Source organism: uncultured Paracoccus sp., from assembly GCF_947496875.1.
In the GTDB taxonomy this organism is placed as follows: Bacteria; Pseudomonadota; Alphaproteobacteria; order Rhodobacterales; family Rhodobacteraceae; genus Paracoccus.
Genome location: NZ_CANMEH010000031.1, coordinates 1 through 21338 on the forward strand (window position 1 = coordinate 1; position 21338 = coordinate 21338).

The following is a 21338-nucleotide window of genomic DNA, read 5'->3' on the forward strand; positions in this document are numbered from 1 at the left end:
AGCATCACAACGAAAGCCGCCTGATCATGCCCTCAGGCCATCCGGGAAATTACACCAGCTTGACGGACGTGACCTCCGGCCGCTTTCATCGGCGATCGGGGCGTAGAAGCGGTCATTCATGACGATGGCGGAGAAGGGCACGTAGCTTGAAGTGATCTGCTTCGAGAGCACCATCACGTCGGGCCGGATCCCGTAGGTGATCGAGCCGAACATCTCGCCAGTGCGGCCGAAGCCGCAGATCACCTCGTCGGCGACAAAGAGAATGTCGTACCTGGCGAGAACCGCCTGGATCTTGTCGAAATAACCCTTGGGCGGCACCACCACGCCGCCCGCTCCCATCACCGGCTCAGCCCAGAAGGCGGCGATGGTGTCAGATCCCTCGCGCTGGATCAGCGCATCGAGGTCCTCGGCGCAACGGGTCGCGAACTCCTCCTCCGTTTCGCCGCCGCGCCCCTCCTTCCAGTAGGTCGTGTGGAGTACGCGGTCCAGCGGCAGGTCGAACGAGCGGTGGTTGTTGGGCAATCCCGTCAGGCTGGCCGCGGCGATGGTAACGCCGTGATAGCCGCGGTTGCGGGCGATGACCTTCTTCTTTTCCGGCTTGCCGCGCGTTCGAGCGGTACCAGACCATTTTCAGCACGGTGTCGTTTGCCTCTGACCCCGAGTTGGTGAGAACACCTTGCTCATCGGTACCGGCGCGAGCGCCACGAGTTGCTCTGCCAGGTCGATGGCGGGGCCGTGGCTCTTGTGGCCAAAATTGTGATAGAACGGCAGCTTTTCCATCTGCCGCATCGCCGCGTCGATCAGCCGCCGCTCGCGGAACCCGACGCTGACACTCCACAATCCGGCGAGACCCTCGATATAGCGCGTGCCACTGTTGTCGGTGACGTAGATTCCCTCACCCTCCACGATGATGAGCGGGCCGACTTCCTCGTGGCGCCTCGCGTCGGTGTAGCCGTGGAAGTGGTTGGCTATGTCGCGCGCCTCGGGCGTGTTCCCGAAGTTGTTCATGTCGTTCATGTCGGCGGGTCCTTGAGAATGGCGGTGGCAGGCAGTGTCCGCGTGATATTGGTCGAGTGCCACATCCGGCTCAACACCAGTTGTCAGGCACGGGCTGTCGAGCGCCATCGGGTGACGAGACCCGGCAGAAACCGAGGGTTGATTTCGCGCCGTTCTGCCCCCCTCATTCAGGTCAACGGCGGCTCGCGGGAACGAGGAACGATCACGCGACCCGCGGGTTTTTGTGCTGGCGAGCTTCGGCGGCGCAGGTCCAATGCATGCCTGTTTTGTCGCCCGCTCGATGAACGTTCCGACAGTGCTTATCCCAAACGAGGCAGGGGTAGCCTCCGCCTTCGGAGCGACCGCGATGGAAATCCGCCACGACGTCGAGGCCTTCCACTATGGCGACCTGATGCCGGGCGATATGGAGCCGGTCAATCGGGTCTATGACGAGCTGGAGGCCCGCGCTTGCGATCTTCTTGCGCGCGATGGGATGGAGACGGCGGCAATGGTTTTCGAGCGCACGGCGCAGATGCGCTATGTAGGTCAGACCTACGAAGTGGAAACGCGATCCCCGACGGGGTGCTGGAGGACGCCCATCGGCACAGGATCGCCCAAGCGTTCCATGAAGCGCACCGACGAGAATACGGCACCAGCACCGACGATTTCCCCATCGCCTTCGTCTCGCTCAGCATCGCCGCCACTGGCAAGATCAGCCAGCCACCCGTATTCGCCCGCAGGGCCGAGACCGTACCGGCAGAAAATGGCAGCCGCCAGATCTGGTTCGATGGCGAGTGGCATCAGGCGCAAGTCTACACTGCCGCAGGACTGAAGTCAGGGTACGCGATCCACGGTCCGGCCGTTGTCGAGTATCTCGATAGCGCCGCCGGCCTGCGGCAGGATCTGCCACCGCGATCTGGCTCGAGGCCAGTCGCGAGGTCAGTTCCGGAATATGCCGGGCGACATATTGTCTGGACCTGCTGCGCATCTGGTGTTCCGTGTCTGTCCAATCAGGGGATGGAGGCATGCGCGTGAGGAGGTCATCGGGGCGCCGTGCCGCCGGGCAGCCCGCTATGTGATCTGTCTGTCTTTCGAGATGGCGTCGGCCACCGCTGATCCTCCATTCAGGCATCCGCTTTGCCGGCGAGATCCAGTGCCCGGAACTGCTCGACCAGCGCGTCATTCATGCCCTTGTCGGATGCTGGGGGCCATGAAGGAAACCGCCGACAAGCTGTTCGGCGATGCCTATCGCTGGTCGGTCCTCGGCGCAGGTCGGCACCAGATGCCGCTGATCACCCAAGCCGCGATGATGGGCGGCAACGTGCGCGTGGGGCTGGAAGAAAGCCTGTATATCGGCCCCCCCGGCAAGCTGGCCCGGTCCAACGCCGAGCAGGTCGCCAAGATCCGTCGCATCCTCGAAGAGTTGGGGCTGGAGATCGCGACCCCCGCCGAGGCGCGCGAGATCCTTGCCCTGAAGGGCGGCGATCAGGTGGGCTTCTGATGACCGGCAACCCGATTGACGGCTTTCAGGTCGATGCGGCGAGCGTCCGCCATGTCGGGCGCGACCTGCAACGCCCCGAGTGCATCCTGGCCGAGCGAGACGGACCTTGTGGTCAGCGGATGCGCGGGAGGAGTCATGCGGATCTCCCCAGACGGCAGCCAGTCGCTGGTCGTGCAGGCAATGGACGAGAGTTTCGGCGTGGCGTCCGACGACGCCTCGCGGTTCACGCCGACAACCACGCGGCCCAACGGCCTGGCTTTCGATGCAACCGGGAACTTCCTGATCTCGAACTTCGGCACCGACCGGCTCGAGCGGATGTCACGCGACGGATCGCGGACCGAGGTCTTGCTGGACCGGATCGACGGACAGCCCGCTGGCAAGGTGAACTTCGTTCTTCGGGATCGCCGTGGCCGCACCTGGATACCCGTCTCGATGCGGATCCGCAACTGGATGTCGGCGATCAGTCCGAACGTCGCCGATGGCTATGTCGCGGTGCTGGACGAGCGAGGGGCGCGGATTGTCGCAGACGGCTTCGCCTTCACGAACGAGATCCGCTTCGATGCCGAGGAGCGCTGGCTCTACGTTATCGAGACAAGCGGACGGCGGATCACCCGCCTGCGGATCGGCGCGAACGCGGAAGTCGAGGAGCGCGAGGTATTCGGTCCGTCGGACGCCGGCGGTTTCATCGACGGGATCGCCTTCGACGTCCACGGCAATCTGTGGGGCACGCATGTCATGTCGGACCGGATCTTTGCGCTGACCCCTGAAGGCGACATGCGCGTGATCCTCGAGGACCACGACGCCGAGGCGTCGGCCGCACTCTACGCCGCGTTCCAGCGCGACGAGGCAACGCCCGAACTGATGCTGGCGGCCGGCGGCACGCTCACCCCCTGGTTCGCCTCGGTGACCTTCGGCGGGCCGGACCTGCGCCGGGTCTACATCGGGTCGCTGCGCGGCACCGATATCCCCTGGTTTGACGCGCCGGTCGCGGGCTTGCCGATCGTGCATTGGGATAAGTGAAGCCGACGTATATCAAACCTAAGCCTCTCGTTATGAACGAGAGACGACCCGGGGCGCGGGTCAACACCGATGTTGAGGACTGTCTGCACCACTATCACGGCATTTGCGAAGCTTTATTTCTGCGATGCCCAGCTCCGTTTCTGGCGCGAGCGGCAGCGGTTCTACAACGGGTCTTTAACCGAGTTGCCAGTGGAGGTTCGCTCGGACACAGAAACCGCCTACTACTTCTCGCCGGGGCGCGCTTTTCAACGGGCGGGGAAGACAACTCATGCGTACGAGGCCGACGAGCCGGCGACTGAACTCCTGCGCGACGCAGAGAGCATAGACCGCTATAGCTGCCATTCAATGGCTGGCCGGCGCCGCGGTGCGGCTACTTCAGACCGGCCAACTCGGGCGACGCGCTCCAATCCTGATTGTCGAATTGGCAGCTAACAGCACATAAGGTCACTCGCGGTGCTAAGAGTGTCGACCGATTTGTATATAGCGGCATCTATTGACCGCGGCCGAGGTCCGCTCTCTGCTGCTGCAACTATTCTACGCAGTTCTCAACACCGCCAAAACGTCCGCTTTCGCGAGAATGCATCCTACTTCAATTGCGACAGTTTAATCACCTGTCGACGAGCAATGGAGCACGCCCAACTGACCTGGGCTGTTTCGCACAAAAGGTTAATATATCTCGCAGCTTTAGGGGAATACAGTGGACCCATATTACCTTGCCTTCGTCCCTCCTGGAACGCCGCTACCTCACCACGCGTCAGGTATTCATCACTATTTATGGCATTTGAGAGACGTCCATCCAGCTCGATGTAATCCACACCGTAAGCAACGCAGAAAGATGCTGTTCCCATATAGGAAGCAAGCATTAGCGTGTTACCGATACGAACCGAGTGTCTTTCCTGACCAAAACTCGGATGAGAACCGCAGATGAACAAGATCGCAACCGCACCTATGAAATAGCGCGCCCTCATTGACACTCTCGATCCCCTCTGATGCGATGCAGGCCCGGGTTTTTTCTTGAGCTCTGGAAAGATCTTCTGGCGTCATCTTGCTCTCGAGGTCGTTGATGAGGGGAGCAAGGCAGGAAAGTTTTTGTGCGGCAACGTTGAGCCACATGTAGGCTGTAATGTAATCCTTCGGCACGCCTCTACCGGTCGCATAGATCCCCCCAAGCTCTTTCTGCGCCGCTGGCTGATAGATGACGTCCCTCGTAGAAGTACTGCGCTGAAACAACGTAATTCTGCCGCGGTGATTGCTTGGAATACAGGATTCCGAGATGGTAGAGAGTTGCCGAATTACAATCCGTTTGATGATGATCCAGCATTAGATCCAACGCACGTGGAACGTCAAAAAAGGCGGAGTCTTCATTCATGTGAAACATCGCCAACTTGTATTTAGCGTTGGGTTCGCTCACTCGAGCGCACGTCGATACCAATAGTAACTTTCGGATAACTCCTGCTTCCCCGCCGAATGATACGCCGGCCGGGACGCCACCGTCCCCGTGGCCCTCGAACGGCCGCAAGGACGCTCGCGCGAAACGTCGGCGCTGGGCCGAGGTGCTGGCCTCGCACGAGGGCCGGGCGCTCCCCCGATACGCGAAAGGCCCTACGGCTTTCGGCGCGCTCACCCCCACCGTATGGGTGCAAACAGATGCTCTTTCTCGCATCGAACACGCCGAATGGCGCCCAGATGAGCGGTCCGGCGTGTAAGCGAACCCGACACATACGCCTGGGCAGTTTCACGGGCGGAAACCGTCACGCAAGGCCGTGGCATGCTGCTCGACGCGGCTGGCCTATGCCGCTGCGGCCTTTCCGGCAGGCCAAGGCGCATGGCTACATGCCCCGCATGCTGTCGGTCGACCTGCTGGTTCCCGCGGGAACCGTGACGCGGGCCGTCGCGTGCTGGGCAAAGGGGTGGACCTCTGCGCCGGCCGGCGCAGGCTCATCGGCAGGATCTTCGGCCGCGCTGATCTCGACCAACTGAAGGCTCTCCCGTTGAACTGGCCGGGGCTGGTTTCGTTCAAGATGAAGCGCCGGAGTGCTGCGTTTCTCTACGCGGTGGTCAAGAACTTCCGGGCCGGGCGCCGGGACTAACCCGGCAGCAGCCGGTCCTTGGTATCATATCCCGGTCGGTCAGGTCCCGTACGCGTTCTCCGCCCACTGCGGCTTGTCTTCGCGTGCATGCAATACAGTATGCACGATGTTCGTCATTTCGCGAACATCACCCCCGACTCGCGAGCGGTTCCCGGAGGAACCGTTGCATAGTTGTCATCCCCGGTTCGCGAGGACCGGGGGGGGGCGCGCTGCCCGGCGGGGCTTAGGAAATGTTGGGAAGGTTGTCGGGTTCGGATCCACTGCGTCGCGTCTGGACGGGATCTGGTCGGCAGCACCCGACCAACATAACGGCTCGGTGCCGAGCCTCGCGGGCGTGCTCGACAGCCGCTTGCCCCCGTTACTGGCGCCATGCGGTGGGTCCGGCGTGTGACGCGAAGCAGATAGGCTGGCGTCACGAGGTGTTGGAGCCGGGCAAGAATGCCGCAGCCGGACCGGCGGAGCGGGATCAGATCTACGATACCACCCTGCCCGGCTATGGTAACGGCGGTCACAACTACGGCGACGACCTGAGCGCCCAGCAGCGCCGGCAGGTGCTCGAATATCTCAATCCGCTCTGAAGCTTTGCAGCGCGCCGGCGGTGCCCGGCGCGCGGGGTCGTTGTTCGTCTGGATGGTCGAACATACAGGTCGCCGGCATGGATAGTCGTTACGATGAGGGCTTGGGCCTGCCGTCTCGGCCCAGGCCGACATTCCTCATCCCTACGTGTTGGCGTCGGCAGACACCGGGACGCTGCTCGAGTTTTGACTCATGGGCCGAGCCACAGCTGACGGCACCAGATTGTCGGCGAACACCCTGTCGTCAAGAACCCCAGTTCACCCCAGCGTCAGTGCCGCGCCCGACAGCGTGCCCGCCTGAGCCACAGCCAGAGTCAGGTCGTCCCAGCTCTCGATATGTCCATCCCTGACAGGAGACACTTCGATCTTCGCCAAGCGGCACAAGCCGGCAACTCCGCTCCCGCTGCGCACGATTGAGCGACGGGTCAAACGACAAGTCACCAATCCGAACGGGGGCCAATCCATAGCGGCTTGTTGCGAGTCTGCGGAAGCACTGCAGAGATCAACGAAGCAGTTTCTCCCCGAGACGGCCGAAATGAACGAGACGCCATGGCGGCAGCGCGCGACGCTCTTGAACAAGGCGCTTGGCGAGTGGCTCAATGCTGGACGAGATCGAGCAGCGCCCGAACCGCGTGGGGATAGCCCTTCGCCCCGAGCCCTGCCATGACCACCGTGGCGACGCCGGAGACGAGCGAATTGCGGTACATGGCCTCGCGTCTGTGGATGTTGCTGATGTGAAACTCGATGAGTGGTCCCTCGAACATCTTCAGCGCGTCCATGATCGCCATCGAGGTGAAGGTGAAGGCGGCCGGGTTGATGATCATCCCCGCGCCTTGATCCGTCGCCTCGTGGATCCAGTCGATGAGCTCGGCTTCCGAGTTGCTCTGCCGGAACTCGACTGGCCAGTCGCCCGCTGCCGCGCGACACGCGGCTTCCATCTCGGCGAGAGTCGTCGTCCCGTAGATCTCGGGCTCGCGCCGGCCGAGCCGGTTCAGGTTCGGGCCGTTCAGAATGTAGATGGGTCGCATGGGAGCCTCAACCTTGGTAGCCGAACTTGCGCGGTAGCCAGAGCACGAGATCCGGCACCAGCGTGATCAGGAGCAGCGCTGCCAGGAGCATCCCGAGGAAGGGTAGCACCTCGCCGACGATCGCCCTCAGCGACTGGCCCGAGATCGTCGTCATCACGAAGAGCAGGAGGCCGTACGGCGGCGTGATGAGACCGAGCATGATGTTAACAACGCAGACAATGCCGAAATGGACGAGGTCGATCCCGAGCGCCTCGGCCGTCGGGATGAACACCGGCACGACGACGAGAAGAATCGTGGTGCCCTCCAGCAGGCAGCCGAGCGCCAGGAGGATCACGTTGACCAGAATGAGGAACGCGAGCGCAGAGAGCTCGTACCCGGCAAGCCAGGTGCTGAGCGTCGCGGGGATGTTCTCCACCGTGATGACGTAGTTGTAGACGATGGCGCCTGCGATCAGCATCCCGATGGAGGCGGTCGTGCGCGCGCTCGTCGCGAGAGAGGCGTAGAGCGAGGCCCAGGTGATGCTGCGGTAGAGCAGCGCCGAGATGAGGAGCGCGTAGAGTGCAGCAACCGCCGCCGCCTCCGTCGGCGTCGTGGCCCCGCCGTAGATCCCGCCGAGGAGCACGACCGGCATCATCAGCGCAGGGAGCGCGCGGAAGGTGACGCCCGGCAGCTCGCGGATCGGAACGGGCCTCTCCACAGGGAAGCCGCGGCGCCTGGCGGTTGCAACGATGAGGGCGGCCATGAAGAGCCCCATGAGCAGCCCGGGGATCACGCCCGCGAGAAAGAGGTAGCCGATCGAGGCGTCCGAGACGAGCGCGTAGACCACGACGGGGATCGAGGGCGGGATGATCGGGCCGATGACCGCCGAGGAGGCCGTCAGCGCCGCCGCGAACTGCGGCGGGTACTTGCCGCCCTCGGTCATCATGCGCTGCATCATGCGGCCCGTGCCCGCCGCGTCGGCGATTGCCGAGCCGGACATGCCGGCGAAGATGATGCTCTGCACCACGTTGACGAGCGCAAGGCCGCCCCGAAACCGGCCCACGAAGGCATTGCAGAAGGCGAGGAGCCGGATCGTCATGCTCCCGGAGTTCATTAGTTCGGCAGCGAGGATGAAGAGCGGGACGGCCAGCAGGATGTAGCTGCTGAAGAGCCCGTTGAGGAGCTGTTCGGCCGCCGTTCCCATATCGAGGCCCGCGAGCATGAGGTAGAGGATCGAGGAGGCGATCATGGCGTGCCCGATAGGCAGGCCGAGAAGCGCCAGCACGATGATCGAGACGACCGAAAGCGTGAATGGGTCGGTCATGGGGTGCCATCGCCCCCGGCGGCATTGGCGGCGCGATAGCGGATAGCGCGGACGAGGAGCCAGGCGTAGCGTCCCAGCGTCGCAACGGCGAAGAGGATGTAGATCGAGAACAGGAGGTCGTAGCGGATGTCGAGGTAGGACGTCGACTGCACCTTCATGAAGGTCACGTAGTCCCACACCGCCGGAAGCGACCAGCCGTAGAGGAAGAGGATGGCGACCGCGGAGAGGATCGCCATGACCCGACGTGCGCGGCGCCCGGCCGAGGACCAGACGATGTCGAAGCGGATCTCCTCTTCCTCCCGCACGACGAAGGCCGCGCCCCAGAGCACGAGCCAGAGCCACATGACGATCGTCAGCTCGGATGCCCAGCCCACCGGCCAGTTCAGCACGTAGCGGAACAGGACCTGCACGATGAAGGCCGTGAACATCACGGCCAGCATCGCAACGGCCAAATTCTCGGCCCGTCTGCAGAGCCAGCGGCCCGCCGATCTCAGCGCCTCCAGCAAGTCCCATCCTTCCTGCTTGTCGCCGCCCGGGAGAGAGACCCCCGAGCAGTCGCTACCCGATCAGATCGCGTTGATCCGGTCGAGCATTCCCTCGGGCCAGTCCTTGGAGAGCTCCGAGTCGAGATACATCTGCTGCGCATGGGCACGGAATGCGTCCACGTCCGGCTCGTAGATCTCGAGCCCCCTCTCGCGGAACGAGCCCACGAGTTCCTCCTCCTGCTTGAGGTGCTCGGCCGTGCTCCAGGCGATGGCCTCGTCCGCCGCAGCCTGGAAGGCCTCTTGCTGTTCGGCCGACATGGCGTCCCAGGCGGATTTCGAGATGACGAGAAGGTCGTAGCCCACGAGGTGCGAGGTCAGTGCGATCTGCGACATCACCTCGTAGAACTTCATGTTCTCGACGTTCGGCAGCGGGTTGTCCTGTCCGTCGATCGCGCCGGTCTGGAGACCGGTGTAGACCTCGGCATAGGCCATCGGCGTGGGGTTCGCGCCGAGTGCCTCGCCCAGGAACTGCCATGCGTCGCCGCCGGGCATGCGGAGCTTCACGCCGGCCATGTCAGCGGGCGTGTCGATCTTCTTGTCGATCCGGAGGCCCACCTGCCGCGTTCCGAAGTAGGTCGGGCCGAGGATATGGATGCCGAGCTGGTCTTCCGCCATCTGCTTCATCTCGGCGCCCGCGTCCGAGTTGAAGAACGCCTTGAGGTGGTCGGCGTCCCGGAACAGGTAGGCCGAGGTCAGGATCGACCAGGCGGGGACCTGGTTGGCTATGTCCTGCGGGGCGATGTTGCCCATCTCCAGGTTGCCACGCTGGAGCGCGACGAGTTCGGTGCCCTGCTTGAACAGGTTGCCGCCGTAGTAGAGCTCGAACTCGACGAGGTCCGAGGTGCTCTCCTGCAGCCGCTGCATCATCTCGGCGCGGATGTCCTGTTCCGAGAACACTGCCGAGAAGCGGAGCTTGGGCTTGTCCTGCGCGAGGGCCGGAAGGCCCGCGGACAGCGCCATGGCGCCCGCGGCAAGGAGCGCGAAGGCTGTTCTGCGCGTGGTCGAGATCATGGGTTCCTCCTCTGTTGGTCCGTGCGTGTGATCAGGTCTTGGGAATCGCGACCGGTCGCATGAGGCGGGCCTGCGCGGCCACGCGGTAGGGCGCGTTCGGTCCGCCGTAGCCAGCATAGGCACCCGCGCGCTCGACGATCTCGAAGAAGATCCCGTCGCCGAACGGTCGCGAGTAGAGCTGAAGGAAGTGCCCGTCGGCGTCCTGGTCATAGAGGATCCGGGCCGCGCGCAGGCGGTCAACGTAATCCTCGTCGAGCGGAAAGCGCGCGGCAAGGTCGGCGTAGTAGTTGTCGGGGATCGGCAGCGGCTCGAACCCGTTGCGGGCCAGAATCTCGGCGGTGGCGAGGAGATCGCCCGTCGTGAAGGCCACGTGCTGGACCGCGGAGCCGAAGCTGTCCGCGATGAACCGGCCAGCGAAGGTGCGGTGCGTCTCCGCCCCGTTGAGCGTGATGCGGAGTGCGCCATCGGGCGACTCGATCGCCTGCGACCGGACCAGCCCGCCGGGATCGACCACGTCAACCATCGGCTGCTTCCGCACGTCGAAGAGCGACACGTAGAAGAGCGCCCAGGTGAGCATCTCCTCGTAGTTCATCGTCTGCGCGACGTGATCGATCCGCCTGAGCCCCGCGGCTTCCGCGGCGGTTTCGTCCTCTACGGGTCGGAACTCCGTCTCCCAGACCTTTGCCAGGTCGCTGCTGTCGTCGATGAAGCGGAGGATTCCGCCGCCCACGCCCCGGATGGCAGGAATGTCGAGTTCGCCGGGACCGGCTGGCTGGCGGAACATGCTCGCGCCGAGGACGCGCGCTCGCTCGGCGGTCGCCGCCGCGTCCGCGACGCTCAGTCCCACGTCGCAGATGTTGAGGCCATGCACAGTGTGGGAGCTGTGCGCGAAACCCTCCGGGTCGGTGTTCAGGACGATCCGAATGCCGCCCTGCTGCCAAAGCTCCACCGCTTTCGAAATGTGACGGCCTGCCCGATGGAAGCCCATCCTGTGCAGGAGCGATCCGAGCTCGGAGGCCTCGCGGTCGTCCGCCGCGAACTCGACGAAGGCCACGCCCCGACCGACGACCGGCGGGGGCATCGCAGGCACCTGGATGGCGATGCCGGGTTCGGCGCGAACGACACGGTCCATGAGGTTGAGAAGGGACCTGCGGCCGTCCACCGCGATGGTGCGGGGACTGCCGCCCCGGAACTGGTCGTTGAAGACCTCGAGGCTCAGCGGCCCGGCGTAGCCGGTGGCCGCGACCGCACGCATGAAGCTCGTGACATCCAGGTCGCCTTCTCCCGGCATGTTCCGGAAGTGCCGCGACCAGTAGAGCAGGTCCATCTCGATGAGGGGCGCGTCGGCGAGTTGCACGAAGGCAATCCGGTCCCCCGGGATGCGCCGGATGGTCTCGGGGTCGATGCGGCGAGCGAGCGTGTGAAAGCTGTCCAGGATGACGCCCACGTTCGTCCGGTCGGCGCGGCGCACGACCTCCCAAGCGTCGCGGTGGTCGTAGACGTGCCGGCCCCAGGCCAGTGCCTCGAACCCGACGCGGAGCCCGCGCGCGGCGGCACGATCGCCGAGTTCCGCGAAGTCCTCGGCCATCCGGTCGATGCCGCCGAGCGCCTCGGGGTGTACCGACGAGCAGACCAGGATGAGATCGGTGCCGAGCTCCTGCATCACTTCGAACTTGCGCTCCGCCCGGTCGAAGGCGCGAGCTCGAAGCGGTTCAGGCAGGCCTTCGAAGTCCCGGAACGGCTGGAACAGCATGATCTCGAGCCCGTGATCGCGCACCATGCGTCCGACGTCCCGGGGCGAGCCATCGAAGGCGATGAAGTCCTGTTCGAAGATCTCGATGCCGTCGAAGCCCGCGGCCGAGATCGCGGCCAGTTTCTCGCGCATGTCCCCGGCGAGGCTGACGGTGGCGATGGACGTCTTCATGTCGCTCCGCGCGCCTCATCGAAGCGTTCGAAGGTCGCCCGCATCGCCTTCGCATCGGCGGGGCGCCCGGCGAAGAGTTCGAAGGCCCGCACCGCCTGGAAGATGGCCATGCCTGAGCCCGGCAGGGTCGCGCAGCCTTTGGCCCGCGCAATGGCGAGAAGCGGCGTCTCGAGCGGGAAGTAGACCACGTCGGCCACCCAGTGGCGGGGCTCGACAAGCTCCGGCGGGATCGGCGTACCGGGCAGCTTCGCCATGCCGACAGGGCTCGCGTTCACGATCCCGTCGGCATCCCGCGCCGCCTCTACCGCCTGCGCGACGACCGCCCGCCCGGCGCCGTAGCGTGCGAGGAGCGAAACGGCGAGGCGTTCGGCGGCGCCCGCATCGGGATCGAGGATCATCAGGCACCCTGTCCCGGCATCGAGAAGAGCATGGGCGACTGCCGCCCCTGCCCCGCCGGCGCCGAGGAGCAGGACTGCGCTGCGCGGGACGTCCGGAAGTCCGTGCCGGAAGCTCTCCGCGAACCCCCAGTAGTCGGTGTTGTGCCCGAGGCGGCGCCCGTCCCGCATGACGATCGTGTTGACGGAGCCGAGCGCCTCGGCGTTGCGCGAGAGTTCGTGCAGATACGGAACGGCGGCGCGCTTGAACGGATAGGTGACGTTGACGCCGGTGTAGCCTTCGCGCTCAAGGCGGCTCAGGAGCGCGTCGAACCGGGCCGGCGGTCCGTTTGCCGTGTCGATCAGACGGTAGTCGTAGACGAGGCCCTGTCGCCGACCTTCCTCGACATGCATCCGCGGTGTCCGTGAGGCGCCGATTCCTTCTCCGATCAGCCCGACGAGCACGGAACCTCGCGCCTGTCCGGGCGCAGGGATCGACAATGACAACGTGCTGTCGGCCAAATATCTCCCCTCCCTTGCCGATCTCTGCCGGCCCGAGATGAGAATGTTCGCGGCAGTTAAACTTGTCAACAATGTTCGGGACGGTTAAATCCGGCGTGCCGCGCGTGGACGCGCGACAGGGCGGCGCGCGTCCGATGAACACGGGGCCCGGCGCAGCAGGGAGAGACGATGGCCGACGTCGAGGACATGAAAGCAAAGGACCTGCCGAGACGCAGCTGGAAGCAGGATCCGGACCGCGTCAGGGCCGAGATCATCGGGGTCGCGCGCGCCGCCTTCGCCCGCAAGGGCCTGTCGGGCACGCGCATCGAGGAGATCGCAGCCCGCATGTCGACCTCCAAGCGGATGATCTACTACTACTTCGGCGACAAGGAGGGCCTCTACCGCGAGGTCCTCGCCGAGGCCTACCGCCGCATCCGCCGGGCAGAGGAGGCGCTGGACCTCGAGCATCTCGACCCCGTCGCCGCCCTCCGCCAGATCGCGGAGTTCACGTTCGAGAACCATGCCGCGCAGCAGGACTTCATCCGTCTCGTGATGATCGAGAACGTGCACGCAGGTGCCCATATGCCCGACACCGAGGAGATGTCGGGCCAGAATGTCTCGGCCATCCGGCTGCTGGAGGACATCTACTCCCGCGGTTGCGAAGCGGGCCTGTTCCGGACCGGGCTGTCCGCACTGGAACTCCACTGGCACATCTCGGCGCTCAGCTACTTCAACGTCTCGAACCGTGCGACCTTCTCGAAGATCTTCGGGGGAGAGCTGTTCGAGGCGAAAGGTCAGGCCCGCCTCAGGCGGCATGTGGGCGACAGCGTGGTCCGGTTCGTTCTGAAGAGCGATCGCCTCCCGGAGTTCGACGGGCATTCGCGGGACTGATGATGGCGCAGCTGCAACGGCGCTCTCTGTTGCCGCGAGTTCTGGGGCGACAACGCAGTTGCTTGGTGAACTCGGCCCGAAGGCACTAAGGATCGTTGTACCCGGTCGACCGCAGCTCAAGCTGATGCTGTTCCGGGTCGCGCGCGAAGTTCAATCCGCCGCTGCGTGTCGAGTTCGCCGGGACGTAGTCAAGCGTCGTGTCGAGGGTCTCGACGGTCTGGCCGTCTCTTTCCAGCGTGCCCTCTATTGTCACGTCGGCTGCCGTTGCACCGCCGCTGTTTTCCGCGCGGAACTCGATCCGATAGCCCACGGGCGTCTGCTCGATGTTCTGGACCGTCACGTTGATCAGCGGCTTCGATGGGGTCGCGTCGAGCGCCTGGTAGACAAGGAACGCAATCATCCCGGCGACCAGCACGCCCGAGATGCCGCCGATCACCCATTCGATCTTGCCTGGGTCCTGGCGCGTCTGATCGTCATCGCTCTGATGTTCGTCCCGTGGCATCCGTTTCTTCCTTCAGAGGATCAGCCGCGCGGCAGCCGCGCCGATCGAGGCAGGAAACCCCAGCACCGTGACCGACATCAGGATCTGCATGCCCGAGGTGCCATCAGTCCGCCCGAAGGTCCACAGCACGTACAGGCTGACGATCGCCGCCATCGCGTAACCCACAACCGTGAAGCGAAGGAAGGTGCTCCACCACGGGGTCTCCGGCGACGCGGGCACGCCGCCCTTGAACTCCACCGCGTAGACAAAGCCGTGCATCAGCAGCAGTGAGATCAGGATCAACGCGACCGCGTGCCACTCCGTCATCTTGTAGGAGATCAGGATCATTTCCTCGGTCGGCGCCACGTTCAGGCCAAGGAAAAGCGCCCCGATGACCATGAGGGACAGGTTGCCGAAATAGCTTTCGGTCTCGGATTGCTGATCCGGCTCCGTCTCTTCGCCGCCCAGCTGGCTGCGTGCGAGCAGGGCCCCGATGCTCGCCGGCACCGACTGGATGGCGATCTTGCCGATGATCTCGTCAGCCGGCATTCCCCAAGTGATCACCCCGAAAAGGGTCAGCACGACGGCGCTGCAGACGATGCCGACACCGTAGGCGATCAGGGCGTCCCGGACGTCCTCTCGCCACCTGAACGTCCGTTCGAAACCGGCGTGGTACGACAGCAGGATCAGCAGCGGCACGGCGAGGACCAGCAACAGCCCGAGGCGGAAGCGGTCGACGTAGAAGCCGAGCCACCACATCTCCATGGTCATCAGCATCGGCAGCGAAAAGATCAGCGCACCGCCGAAGCCGCGCCCCAGGCCGACAAGTGCCGCGTTCAGAGCACCGGATGTGCCCGCATCGCCCCTGCCCTTCGCGGTGCCGCCCGTCTCCCTGTTCACTTCCACATCGCGTCCATGGCAGATCGGGAGAGCGCGTTTTCCGCGCCGTCGCTGTGGGGATCAGCCCGGCAGGAGAGCATCACTCCTTACCCACGGCGGCCTGCGCTTGCTCAAACTCTTCCAGATTGATCGCCCCATCCTCGTCTGCATCGAACTTCATGAACATCGATCTGTGCCCCTGGAGATATTCCGCGAGCTGAAGCTCCTCGTCTCCGTCCGTGTCGAACGCGCTGAAGGGTCTTGCGCGGCCGCCGAACTCCGACGGATCCACTGCTCCGTTGCGGTCGGCGTCCATCTCGACGAACTCGGAAACGCGCACCGGATAGGCCTCGCTCCATTCGATCAGATCGTCACCGTTCTCGTCGAGTCGCGCGAAGGCCTTCTGCAGATCCTGCGCTGATGCTGCAGAGGCGCAGACCACCAGAGCGAGTGTCGCCAGACCCAGCCAACGCGCATTGGCATGTTCGATCGTCATGATTTCTCCCTCTTCAACGGATGCCGAGAGCTTGGGCGTCGGCCGGCGGAACGCGCTCCGCCGGCCCTCGATTGCGGTTCAGTGGACGTCGTCGAGGGCGGCCTGACAGGCATCGGCGCAGCGCTGGCAGGAATCGGCGCAGACACGGCAGTGCTCGTGCTCGCTCGCATGCCGCTCGCACTCCCGCCCGCATTCCTGACAGGCCTTCGCGCAGGCCTGGATTGCAGCGCGGAGCACCTCGACATTCGATCCCGTGCGCCGCGAGGCCATCGCGCCGGTCGCCGCGCAGATATCGGCACAGTCGAGGTTCAGCCGGATGCACTGCCGCAGTTGGTCGACCATCGGCTCGGCCAGGCACGCATCCGCGCAGGCGGTGCAGGTCTGAGCGCAGCTGTAGCATTCCTCGATGCACCGCAGCAGCTTGTCGGCCGTGCTCCCCTGGACGTGCGGGTGGGTGCTGATCATCTCTCGAACTTGCATCTCTGTCTCCTTGCAGTTGCCAGGAGTTCGCAGAACATACTGCGGCGGAGCATGGTTCCGTGACAGACGGGGCTTCGGCATCGGACCGCCGGCCGGCAGCTCCATCGACCAGCTCGCAAACCCCCGGCGCTGCAGACCGCAGGCCAGTTCCTGCGCCATGAACCACCTCGACCTGAAAAATTTCCGTGGAACAACAACGGCCGTCGCAGGTTGAGCAGAGCACACCTCGGAGGGGTACCGGGGCGATCGATCTGCAACAGGTCTCGATCGCCGCAGCGGCCAATACGGGAGATAGCTCATGCAGAAGCATCCATTCGCGATCGGCATCCTCGGTGGAATCGTCGGGACGCTGCTGGTGGCAGTCGCCGTCTGGCTGACCGTCGTCTACACGGGCGCCTACAACGTCGCGGCATCGGACCAGCACACGGATGCGGTTCGATGGACGCTCGACACCACCATGCGCCGATCCGTGGCCAGCCGGGCTGAGGGCATCCAGATGCCCGAGGAGCCTTCCGACGAGCTCATTGCCGAGGGCGCCGGGCGTTACGCGGAAAGTTGCGCCCACTGCCATGGCGCGCCCGGGGCGGACCCGGCAGGCTGGTCCCGCGGAATGCGTCCCGAGCCGCCGCACCTGACCGAGGCCGCCACCGAATGGAGCGCCGAGGAAATCTACTGGATTGTCAGCAACGGCATCAGGATGTCGGGCATGCCCGCCTTCGGCCCCGACCACGCCCCCGACGAGATCGCGGCTCTTACCGCGTTCGTGAGCGCACTGCCGGGTCTGACACCCGACGACTATGCGGCTCTGACCGCTTCAGGAAAACCGGACGGCCAAGCGGCCGCACCACGAGTGAATAACTGGAACGAGGGATCACGCGCGACATGTCCTACATCCGCTTTGGCCTGATGATCCTCACCTCGACGGTGGTGATGTTCATCCTGATGTACCTGAACACCTATGCCTGGGAGCATGTGTTCTTCTCGGAGACCCGCACCTACATGGCGATCATGATGGGCGCGACGATGGCCGTCATCATGCTCGCCTACATGCTCGGCATGTACTCGAACATGCGCCTGAACATCGTGATCTTTGCGGGCGCGATCATCGTGTTCGCGCTGACGCTCTGGCTGGTCCGCAGCCAGGCCACCGTGTCGGGGCCAAGCTACATGCGGGCGATGATCCCGCACCACTCGATCGCGATCATGACCTCGGAACGGTCGCAGATCCGGGATCCCCGCGTGCGCCACCTCGCCGACGAGATCATTGAGGCGCAGCGGCGCGAGATCGCCGAGATGCGCTACCTGATCGCGGACGTGTCCGCCGGCAATGTCGTGGAGAGCATCTACCAGGATCCGCCAGCCGAACCCGGCAGCGTCGAGGACGCGCTGTCGAACACCCTCATCAGCCAGCTTGACCTCGCGCCGATGCCGCAAGCCGAGGCCGACCGGGTGCTCGGGACCCCGGCCCCCTGCACGTTCCACCGCAGCCCGGAAGCCGACCCGATCCTCTGGGCAAACGAGGGCGGCGCGGCCGCGATGAAGCTGAACGGTGTCCTTGTCGCCCTGCAGGCGGAGGGCGACCCGCAGGGTGGCGCGGCGACGTTCTCGGCGCCCGGCGCCACAATCCTCGTGCGGCCGCTCGGTGACGAGGCCGATTGGCGGCAAGATGCAGAACTCGTGTTCGAACTCGAGGAGGGGCTGCGCGCAGGCTACCGTGGATTCTACGACTGCGACGCGGGCTGACGCGAAGGAGAAACAAGTTCCGGCAGGGCGCAAATGGCGTCGGGCCGAGGCGGCAACGCGGCAAGTCCGCGATCCTCTGCCGGACGGTCACGCCCGACCATCTCTGCCCTTAAGGGCTGAAGGCGAAGGACCGCTCGGGCGGTACTGACCTGCCCCCCCGAGGCGCAGATCACAGTAGGCTCACAGTTTGGGGCGCCGTCGCCCCGAAACCCAGAAAGAAACAGAAACAGACACTCGTTGATCGCCGGGGCGTTACGATGGAGCGCTCGGTTCGGGACGGCGGAATCATAGGGCTTCGTGCGGTCCTTGTTGGTGGTCAACTCCAGCTCGAAATCGGCCGCGGCGTTAGGCAGGTAGACCAGAGTGAAGCTCTCGCAATCGAGGCGCGTTTCCAGCTTCAGTCCGAATGCTCTCAAATCCGCCGGACACCGCCTGCGGCCTCTTCTGAAAGCGCAGGAATCTCGAGAACTCCGTCGCAACCCACTCATCGCGTGCGCGTTGCTGGACGAGGCGGAGGTAAACGGCATGGACTCTACTGAAGGGCGCAGTCACCTTGCGACCGGTATCGCGCTTCCTCCCATGCATCGGCGTCGCGCCGGCTGGGGCAACACCGTTGGTTTCTGGTGGCTGCTTCTCGCCCCGATGTTCCCGTTGATGGCTGCAGGCCAGGAGCCGGATGATATCGAAGCACTGCGTCAGCGGGCGCTTGATCTCGTCAACGAGTCGCGGCAAGCGGAGGAGCTTGATCCTCTCACGCTCGGCGATGACGCGGTCGAGGCCGCACAGGCCCATGCCGATGACATGTTCGAGCGCGACTACTACGCCCATGTATCGCCGGAAGGTGAGACGGTGCAGGACCGCTACATCGATGCGGGCGGCAGCCGCTGGCAACTCGCGGCCGAGAACATCGCGCGATGCTCTGACTGTTCCCCGCCCGCGACCGGGACCACTGTCCAGGATCTGCACGACGGCTGGATGGACAGCCCGGGTCACCGCAAGAACATCCTCGCGCCGGGCCTCTCCACATTCGGCTTCGGCCTGACCATTGGCGCGGATCAAGGCCTCTACGCCGTCCAGACCTTTGCCGGCCCAGGCGTGCCGCGGGGTCTTGAACCGGATGAGGAGCCGATCGCCTTGACCGCAGCCGAGCAGGGCGAGAGGGCGCTTGACCACGTCAACGGGGCGCGGGATCGAGAAAGCCTCCCCGCTCTCAAGCTCCACCAGGCGCTGAGCCAGGCGGCCGCGAACCTCCTGCCCCCGCCGGAACAGGAGGAGTTCGTCCTTTCCGCCAGCCAGGACCTGCCCTCTGCATTGCCCGGAGGTGAGCGGACCGAATGGGCCTCTTTGTCAGTGCTCGCCGGCGCCTGCGGGGGGTGCGGGACCGTCGTCGCAGCGGCCGACATTCGCGAATTCGTGAGAGGTTGGCACAACGATCCGCAGTACCGCGCAAGCCTGCTCGATCCGGAGGCAACGCATCTGGGTTTTGCTCTTCAGACGAATGGCAAGGGTCGGAAAATCGCCCTCGTGGTGCTGGGACGCCCACACTAGCGCTGGAGAGCATGGCTGCACCCGCGGTGGCCGGCCCAATCGCGCCTGGCATGGCGGCACAGGCAGCAGGCCTCGATCGTCCCGGTTCGGATTGTGAATGACTGCCGCTGCATTCATCCAATCCGGACAAGCTCATAATGTCCGCTCGGCTCGGCGCAAAACCGCCGAATGCGATGATCGGAAAGTTTGTAGAGGCGTCAGCAGTTTCCCTCACATCGGCAAGAGTTTTCGGAACGTCGAAATTTCCTATTCGTTGATCAGGAGGCAAAGATCTACCGATGAATATGAACGGAGGAGCACATGACGAGCGAGATCAAGAAACTCACCGGCATGGCTGCCATCCTCGTCGCTTTGACGGCGGCAGCCGCAATGGCTCAGGAAATGGGAGCTGCGTGGCCACAACAGGAGAGGGCCTGCACTGGCCCTCTCCTGTTGTGGGCCATGCCAGGCTCATCGGAGGAAAATCGAGGAAAACGACATTACGATGACGAACAGAACGATGTGCAGCACGGCGGGTGCCGCGGTTCTGAGCCTTCCACTGGCGCTCGGCCCCGTCTGGGCCCAGCAGTCACAGGAGAATCACCAGGCAGGCGAGGCGACAGCTCAGTCTCAGGACACTGCCTCAACTCAGAACGGAGAGAATACTTCAAAGGACGCAGAGCAGTCTTCGCGGACGGGTGCCTCTCAGGACATGGGGCAACAACAGGTCCAGGAAGAGTCGCCGCAATCGGCAGCTGGCCCGAGTGGCTCGGCCAGCGAGGCCCCGAACACGCTCTTGGCAACCGGGGATGAGCGGCGAAGAGGCCATCGAGAAGGCGGAAGAGATCGGCTTCAAGTGCAACACGCCCGAGCTTGAGAAGTTCGTCAGGGATTACGTCGACAGCCAGACTGACAAGGGCTGAAACGCCGCCAGGGCGATGCGCCTCCGTGCCGCCCATTCCCGGCAAGGAGGCGCGTGGGCTCCCTGTGAGCGACGGCGGACGTGGGCGCAGGGTACTTGCCGCGCAGGACGCCAGAAAGGGTCGAAGGCCCCCGCCGCAATCCCGTATCTCGAAGGCTAGGAGGCCGGAGTCGTGTCAGGCGGCGGTCTGATCAGCCAGCGCAGGCGCGCCCAAGAGAGTCCAATTGTGACCGACCCCCGGCATGAACGCGAGGCCTGAGCGCCGTTGGCCCACGCAGTCAGGAATGGAAGCGCCGCCGGTACTCCCCGGGGGTCAGGCCGACGATCCGGTGGAATATCTTGCGGGCGGCTCCGGCGTCGGAATAACCGACCTCCCAAGAGATGCGCTCCACCGGCAGGCGGCCGAATTGCAGCAGTTTCCGGGCCTTCGCGACCCGGAGGCGCGTGCAGTCGTTGTCGTCGACCTCCAGAATGAATACTGGCCGAACGGGGCCTTCCGCTCAAGAACATCGAGAGAGCCGCTCTCAATGCCGCCCGCGTCATCCCCCGCGGGCGCGAGGCCGGCAATCTTGTCGTGAATGTTCGACATGAGATGCCCGGCGGGCCGGTTTTCGTTTCCGGATCGGAGGGGGCCGAGATCAACAAGGTCATCGCACCTGCTGAGGGCGAGCCGGTCATCACCAAGACCTATCCCAACTCCTTCCGCGGGACCGACCTCAAGGACCTGCTCGACGAAAAGGGGATCGAGGAAGTGGTCGTCGTCGGCGCAATGAGCCACATGTGCATCGACGCGACGGTCCGTGCGGCCAACGACCTTGGCTACCGCACCGTGACGATTCACGACGCCTGCGCCACGCGCGATGTGGAGTTCAACGGGACCACCGTCCCGGCAGCGCATGTCCATGCGGCGATGATGGCCGCTTTCGACTTCGCCTACGGCGAGGTCATCACCACCGATGACTTCGTTAAGCGCTGAACCGGCAAAGAGAGAAAACACATGACCACGCGTCGGCAAATGCTCGCCATGTCCGCTTCGGCCCTCGCGGCGAGC

Annotated in this window: 22 protein-coding genes and 4 pseudogenes; 12 read left to right on the plus strand and 14 right to left on the minus strand. The window is 64.5% G+C overall.

The annotated features are described in order from the left end of the window. Positions 1 to 24 precede the first annotated feature (24 nt). Positions 25 to 1125: pseudogene (locus tag Q0938_RS17740) on the minus strand (aminotransferase class III-fold pyridoxal phosphate-dependent enzyme). A gap of 46 nt (positions 1126 to 1171) precedes the next feature. On the opposite strand from Q0938_RS17740, the pseudogene Q0938_RS19475 reads away from it, so the two are divergent. From Q0938_RS19475 to Q0938_RS17750, 3 genes and pseudogenes are all read left to right on the plus strand, one after another. After that, a pseudogene (locus Q0938_RS19475) lies at positions 1172 to 1519 on the plus strand (hydantoinase/oxoprolinase family protein); the annotation flags it as partial. A gap of 59 nt (positions 1520 to 1578) precedes the next feature. After that, entirely contained in the window at positions 1579 to 2031 is a 453-nt protein-coding gene (locus Q0938_RS17745; protein ID WP_299365210.1) for a hypothetical protein, read from the plus strand. A gap of 175 nt (positions 2032 to 2206) precedes the next feature. Next, positions 2207 to 2497: pseudogene (locus tag Q0938_RS17750) on the plus strand (3-keto-5-aminohexanoate cleavage protein); the annotation flags it as partial. On the opposite strand, the gene Q0938_RS17755 reads toward Q0938_RS17750, so the two are convergent. Continuing rightward, the gene (locus Q0938_RS17755) at positions 2482 to 2634 is read right to left on the minus strand and encodes a hypothetical protein (protein WP_299365212.1); all 153 of its coding nucleotides are present in this window, start codon (positions 2632 to 2634) and stop codon (positions 2482 to 2484) included. The pseudogene Q0938_RS17750 and the gene Q0938_RS17755 sit on opposite strands and share 16 nt — an antisense overlap. On the opposite strand from Q0938_RS17755, the gene Q0938_RS17760 reads away from it, so the two are divergent. The 4 genes from Q0938_RS17760 to Q0938_RS17770 all read left to right on the plus strand — a co-directional run bounded on the left by Q0938_RS17760 (position 2633) and on the right by Q0938_RS17770 (position 6185). Then, positions 2633 to 3517 carry an SMP-30/gluconolactonase/LRE family protein gene (locus tag Q0938_RS17760; protein WP_299365214.1) on the plus strand — a complete coding sequence of 295 codons (885 nt, stop codon included), beginning with the start codon at positions 2633 to 2635 and terminating at the stop codon, positions 3515 to 3517. The genes Q0938_RS17755 and Q0938_RS17760 overlap by 2 nt on opposite strands. 1895 nt (positions 3518 to 5412) lie before the next feature. After that, positions 5413 to 5607, plus strand: coding sequence for a hypothetical protein (locus Q0938_RS17765; protein WP_299365216.1), 195 nt, complete (start codon positions 5413 to 5415; stop codon positions 5605 to 5607). Between the two features lie 106 nt (positions 5608 to 5713). After that, positions 5714 to 5998 (plus strand): hypothetical protein, encoded by a 285-nt coding sequence (locus Q0938_RS19480; protein ID WP_366942781.1) that lies wholly within the window; start codon positions 5714 to 5716, stop codon positions 5996 to 5998. Positions 5999 to 6029: 31 nt separating this feature from the next. Then, the gene (locus Q0938_RS17770; protein WP_299365218.1) at positions 6030 to 6185 is read left to right on the plus strand and encodes a hypothetical protein; all 156 of its coding nucleotides are present in this window, start codon (positions 6030 to 6032) and stop codon (positions 6183 to 6185) included. Positions 6186 to 6778: 593 nt separating this feature from the next. Here Q0938_RS17770 and Q0938_RS17775 read toward each other — a convergent pair. Genes Q0938_RS17775 through Q0938_RS17800 form a run of 6 tightly spaced genes read right to left on the minus strand, consistent with a single transcriptional unit; the run spans position 6779 to position 12832 of the window. Continuing rightward, complete coding sequence (locus Q0938_RS17775) at positions 6779 to 7210, minus strand: type II 3-dehydroquinate dehydratase (RefSeq protein ID WP_299365220.1); 432 nt, start codon at positions 7208 to 7210, stop codon at positions 6779 to 6781. Between the two features lie 7 nt (positions 7211 to 7217). Next, a complete protein-coding gene (locus tag Q0938_RS17780; protein ID WP_299365222.1) occupies positions 7218 to 8513 on the minus strand; it encodes a TRAP transporter large permease in 1296 nt (431 codons plus the stop codon). Continuing rightward, positions 8510 to 9019 carry a TRAP transporter small permease subunit gene (locus Q0938_RS17785; RefSeq protein ID WP_299365224.1) on the minus strand — a complete coding sequence of 170 codons (510 nt, stop codon included), beginning with the start codon at positions 9017 to 9019 and terminating at the stop codon, positions 8510 to 8512. Before Q0938_RS17785 ends, Q0938_RS17780 begins: the two co-directional genes overlap by 4 nt. 60 nt (positions 9020 to 9079) lie before the next feature. Continuing rightward, positions 9080 to 10069 carry a sialic acid TRAP transporter substrate-binding protein SiaP gene (locus Q0938_RS17790; RefSeq protein WP_299365226.1) on the minus strand — a complete coding sequence of 330 codons (990 nt, stop codon included), beginning with the start codon at positions 10067 to 10069 and terminating at the stop codon, positions 9080 to 9082. Between the two features lie 31 nt (positions 10070 to 10100). Next, entirely contained in the window at positions 10101 to 11993 is a 1893-nt protein-coding gene (locus tag Q0938_RS17795) for a sugar phosphate isomerase/epimerase and 4-hydroxyphenylpyruvate domain-containing protein (RefSeq protein ID WP_299365228.1), read from the minus strand. Further along, the gene (locus tag Q0938_RS17800; protein WP_299365245.1) at positions 11990 to 12832 is read right to left on the minus strand and encodes a shikimate dehydrogenase; all 843 of its coding nucleotides are present in this window, start codon (positions 12830 to 12832) and stop codon (positions 11990 to 11992) included. The genes Q0938_RS17795 and Q0938_RS17800 overlap by 4 nt, the downstream gene beginning before the upstream one ends. Positions 12833 to 13057: 225 nt before the next feature. Between Q0938_RS17800 and Q0938_RS17805 the strand changes: the two genes are divergently transcribed. Continuing rightward, a complete protein-coding gene (locus tag Q0938_RS17805; protein WP_299365230.1) occupies positions 13058 to 13759 on the plus strand; it encodes a TetR/AcrR family transcriptional regulator in 702 nt (233 codons plus the stop codon). A gap of 85 nt (positions 13760 to 13844) precedes the next feature. Here the strand turns inward: Q0938_RS17805 and Q0938_RS17810 are convergent, their stop codons facing one another. From Q0938_RS17810 to Q0938_RS17825, 4 genes are all read right to left on the minus strand, one after another. Next, a complete protein-coding gene (locus tag Q0938_RS17810) occupies positions 13845 to 14261 on the minus strand; it encodes a TIGR02588 family protein (RefSeq protein ID WP_299365232.1) in 417 nt (138 codons plus the stop codon). A gap of 12 nt (positions 14262 to 14273) precedes the next feature. Continuing rightward, positions 14274 to 15146 (minus strand): TIGR02587 family membrane protein, encoded by an 873-nt coding sequence (locus Q0938_RS17815; RefSeq protein WP_299365234.1) that lies wholly within the window; start codon positions 15144 to 15146, stop codon positions 14274 to 14276. Positions 15147 to 15219: 73 nt separating this feature from the next. Further along, positions 15220 to 15615, minus strand: a complete 396-nt coding sequence (locus tag Q0938_RS17820) for an EF-hand domain-containing protein (RefSeq protein WP_299365236.1) — start codon at positions 15613 to 15615, stop codon at positions 15220 to 15222. A gap of 78 nt (positions 15616 to 15693) precedes the next feature. Continuing rightward, complete coding sequence (locus tag Q0938_RS17825) at positions 15694 to 16254, minus strand: four-helix bundle copper-binding protein (protein ID WP_299365238.1); 561 nt, start codon at positions 16252 to 16254, stop codon at positions 15694 to 15696. Between the two features lie 139 nt (positions 16255 to 16393). On the opposite strand from Q0938_RS17825, the gene Q0938_RS17830 reads away from it, so the two are divergent. After that, positions 16394 to 17002: a cytochrome c gene (locus Q0938_RS17830; protein WP_299365240.1), complete on the plus strand. Its 609-nt coding sequence runs from the start codon at positions 16394 to 16396 to the stop codon at positions 17000 to 17002. Next, on the plus strand, positions 16978 to 17838 hold the full coding sequence (locus Q0938_RS17835) for a DUF305 domain-containing protein (protein ID WP_299365242.1): 861 nt from the start codon (positions 16978 to 16980) through the stop codon (positions 17836 to 17838). The genes Q0938_RS17830 and Q0938_RS17835 overlap by 25 nt, the downstream gene beginning before the upstream one ends. A 284-nt stretch (positions 17839 to 18122) precedes the next feature. Here the strand turns inward: Q0938_RS17835 and Q0938_RS17840 are convergent. Continuing rightward, positions 18123 to 18248, minus strand: a pseudogene (locus Q0938_RS17840) (lactoylglutathione lyase); the annotation flags it as partial. 244 nt (positions 18249 to 18492) lie between these two features. Between Q0938_RS17840 and Q0938_RS17845 the strand changes: the two are divergent. After that, complete coding sequence (locus Q0938_RS17845; RefSeq protein WP_299365247.1) at positions 18493 to 19386, plus strand: CAP domain-containing protein; 894 nt, start codon at positions 18493 to 18495, stop codon at positions 19384 to 19386. A 1179-nt stretch (positions 19387 to 20565) separates the two neighbouring features. Here Q0938_RS17845 and Q0938_RS17850 read toward each other — a convergent pair. Beyond that, positions 20566 to 20679 (minus strand): hypothetical protein, encoded by a 114-nt coding sequence (locus Q0938_RS17850; RefSeq protein WP_299365243.1) that lies wholly within the window; start codon positions 20677 to 20679, stop codon positions 20566 to 20568. A 149-nt stretch (positions 20680 to 20828) separates the two neighbouring features. Here Q0938_RS17850 and Q0938_RS17855 point away from each other — a divergent pair, with 149 nt between their 5' ends. Beyond that, positions 20829 to 21263, plus strand: coding sequence for a cysteine hydrolase family protein (locus Q0938_RS17855; RefSeq protein WP_299365249.1), 435 nt, complete (start codon positions 20829 to 20831; stop codon positions 21261 to 21263). Positions 21264 to 21338: the final 75 nt, after the last annotated feature.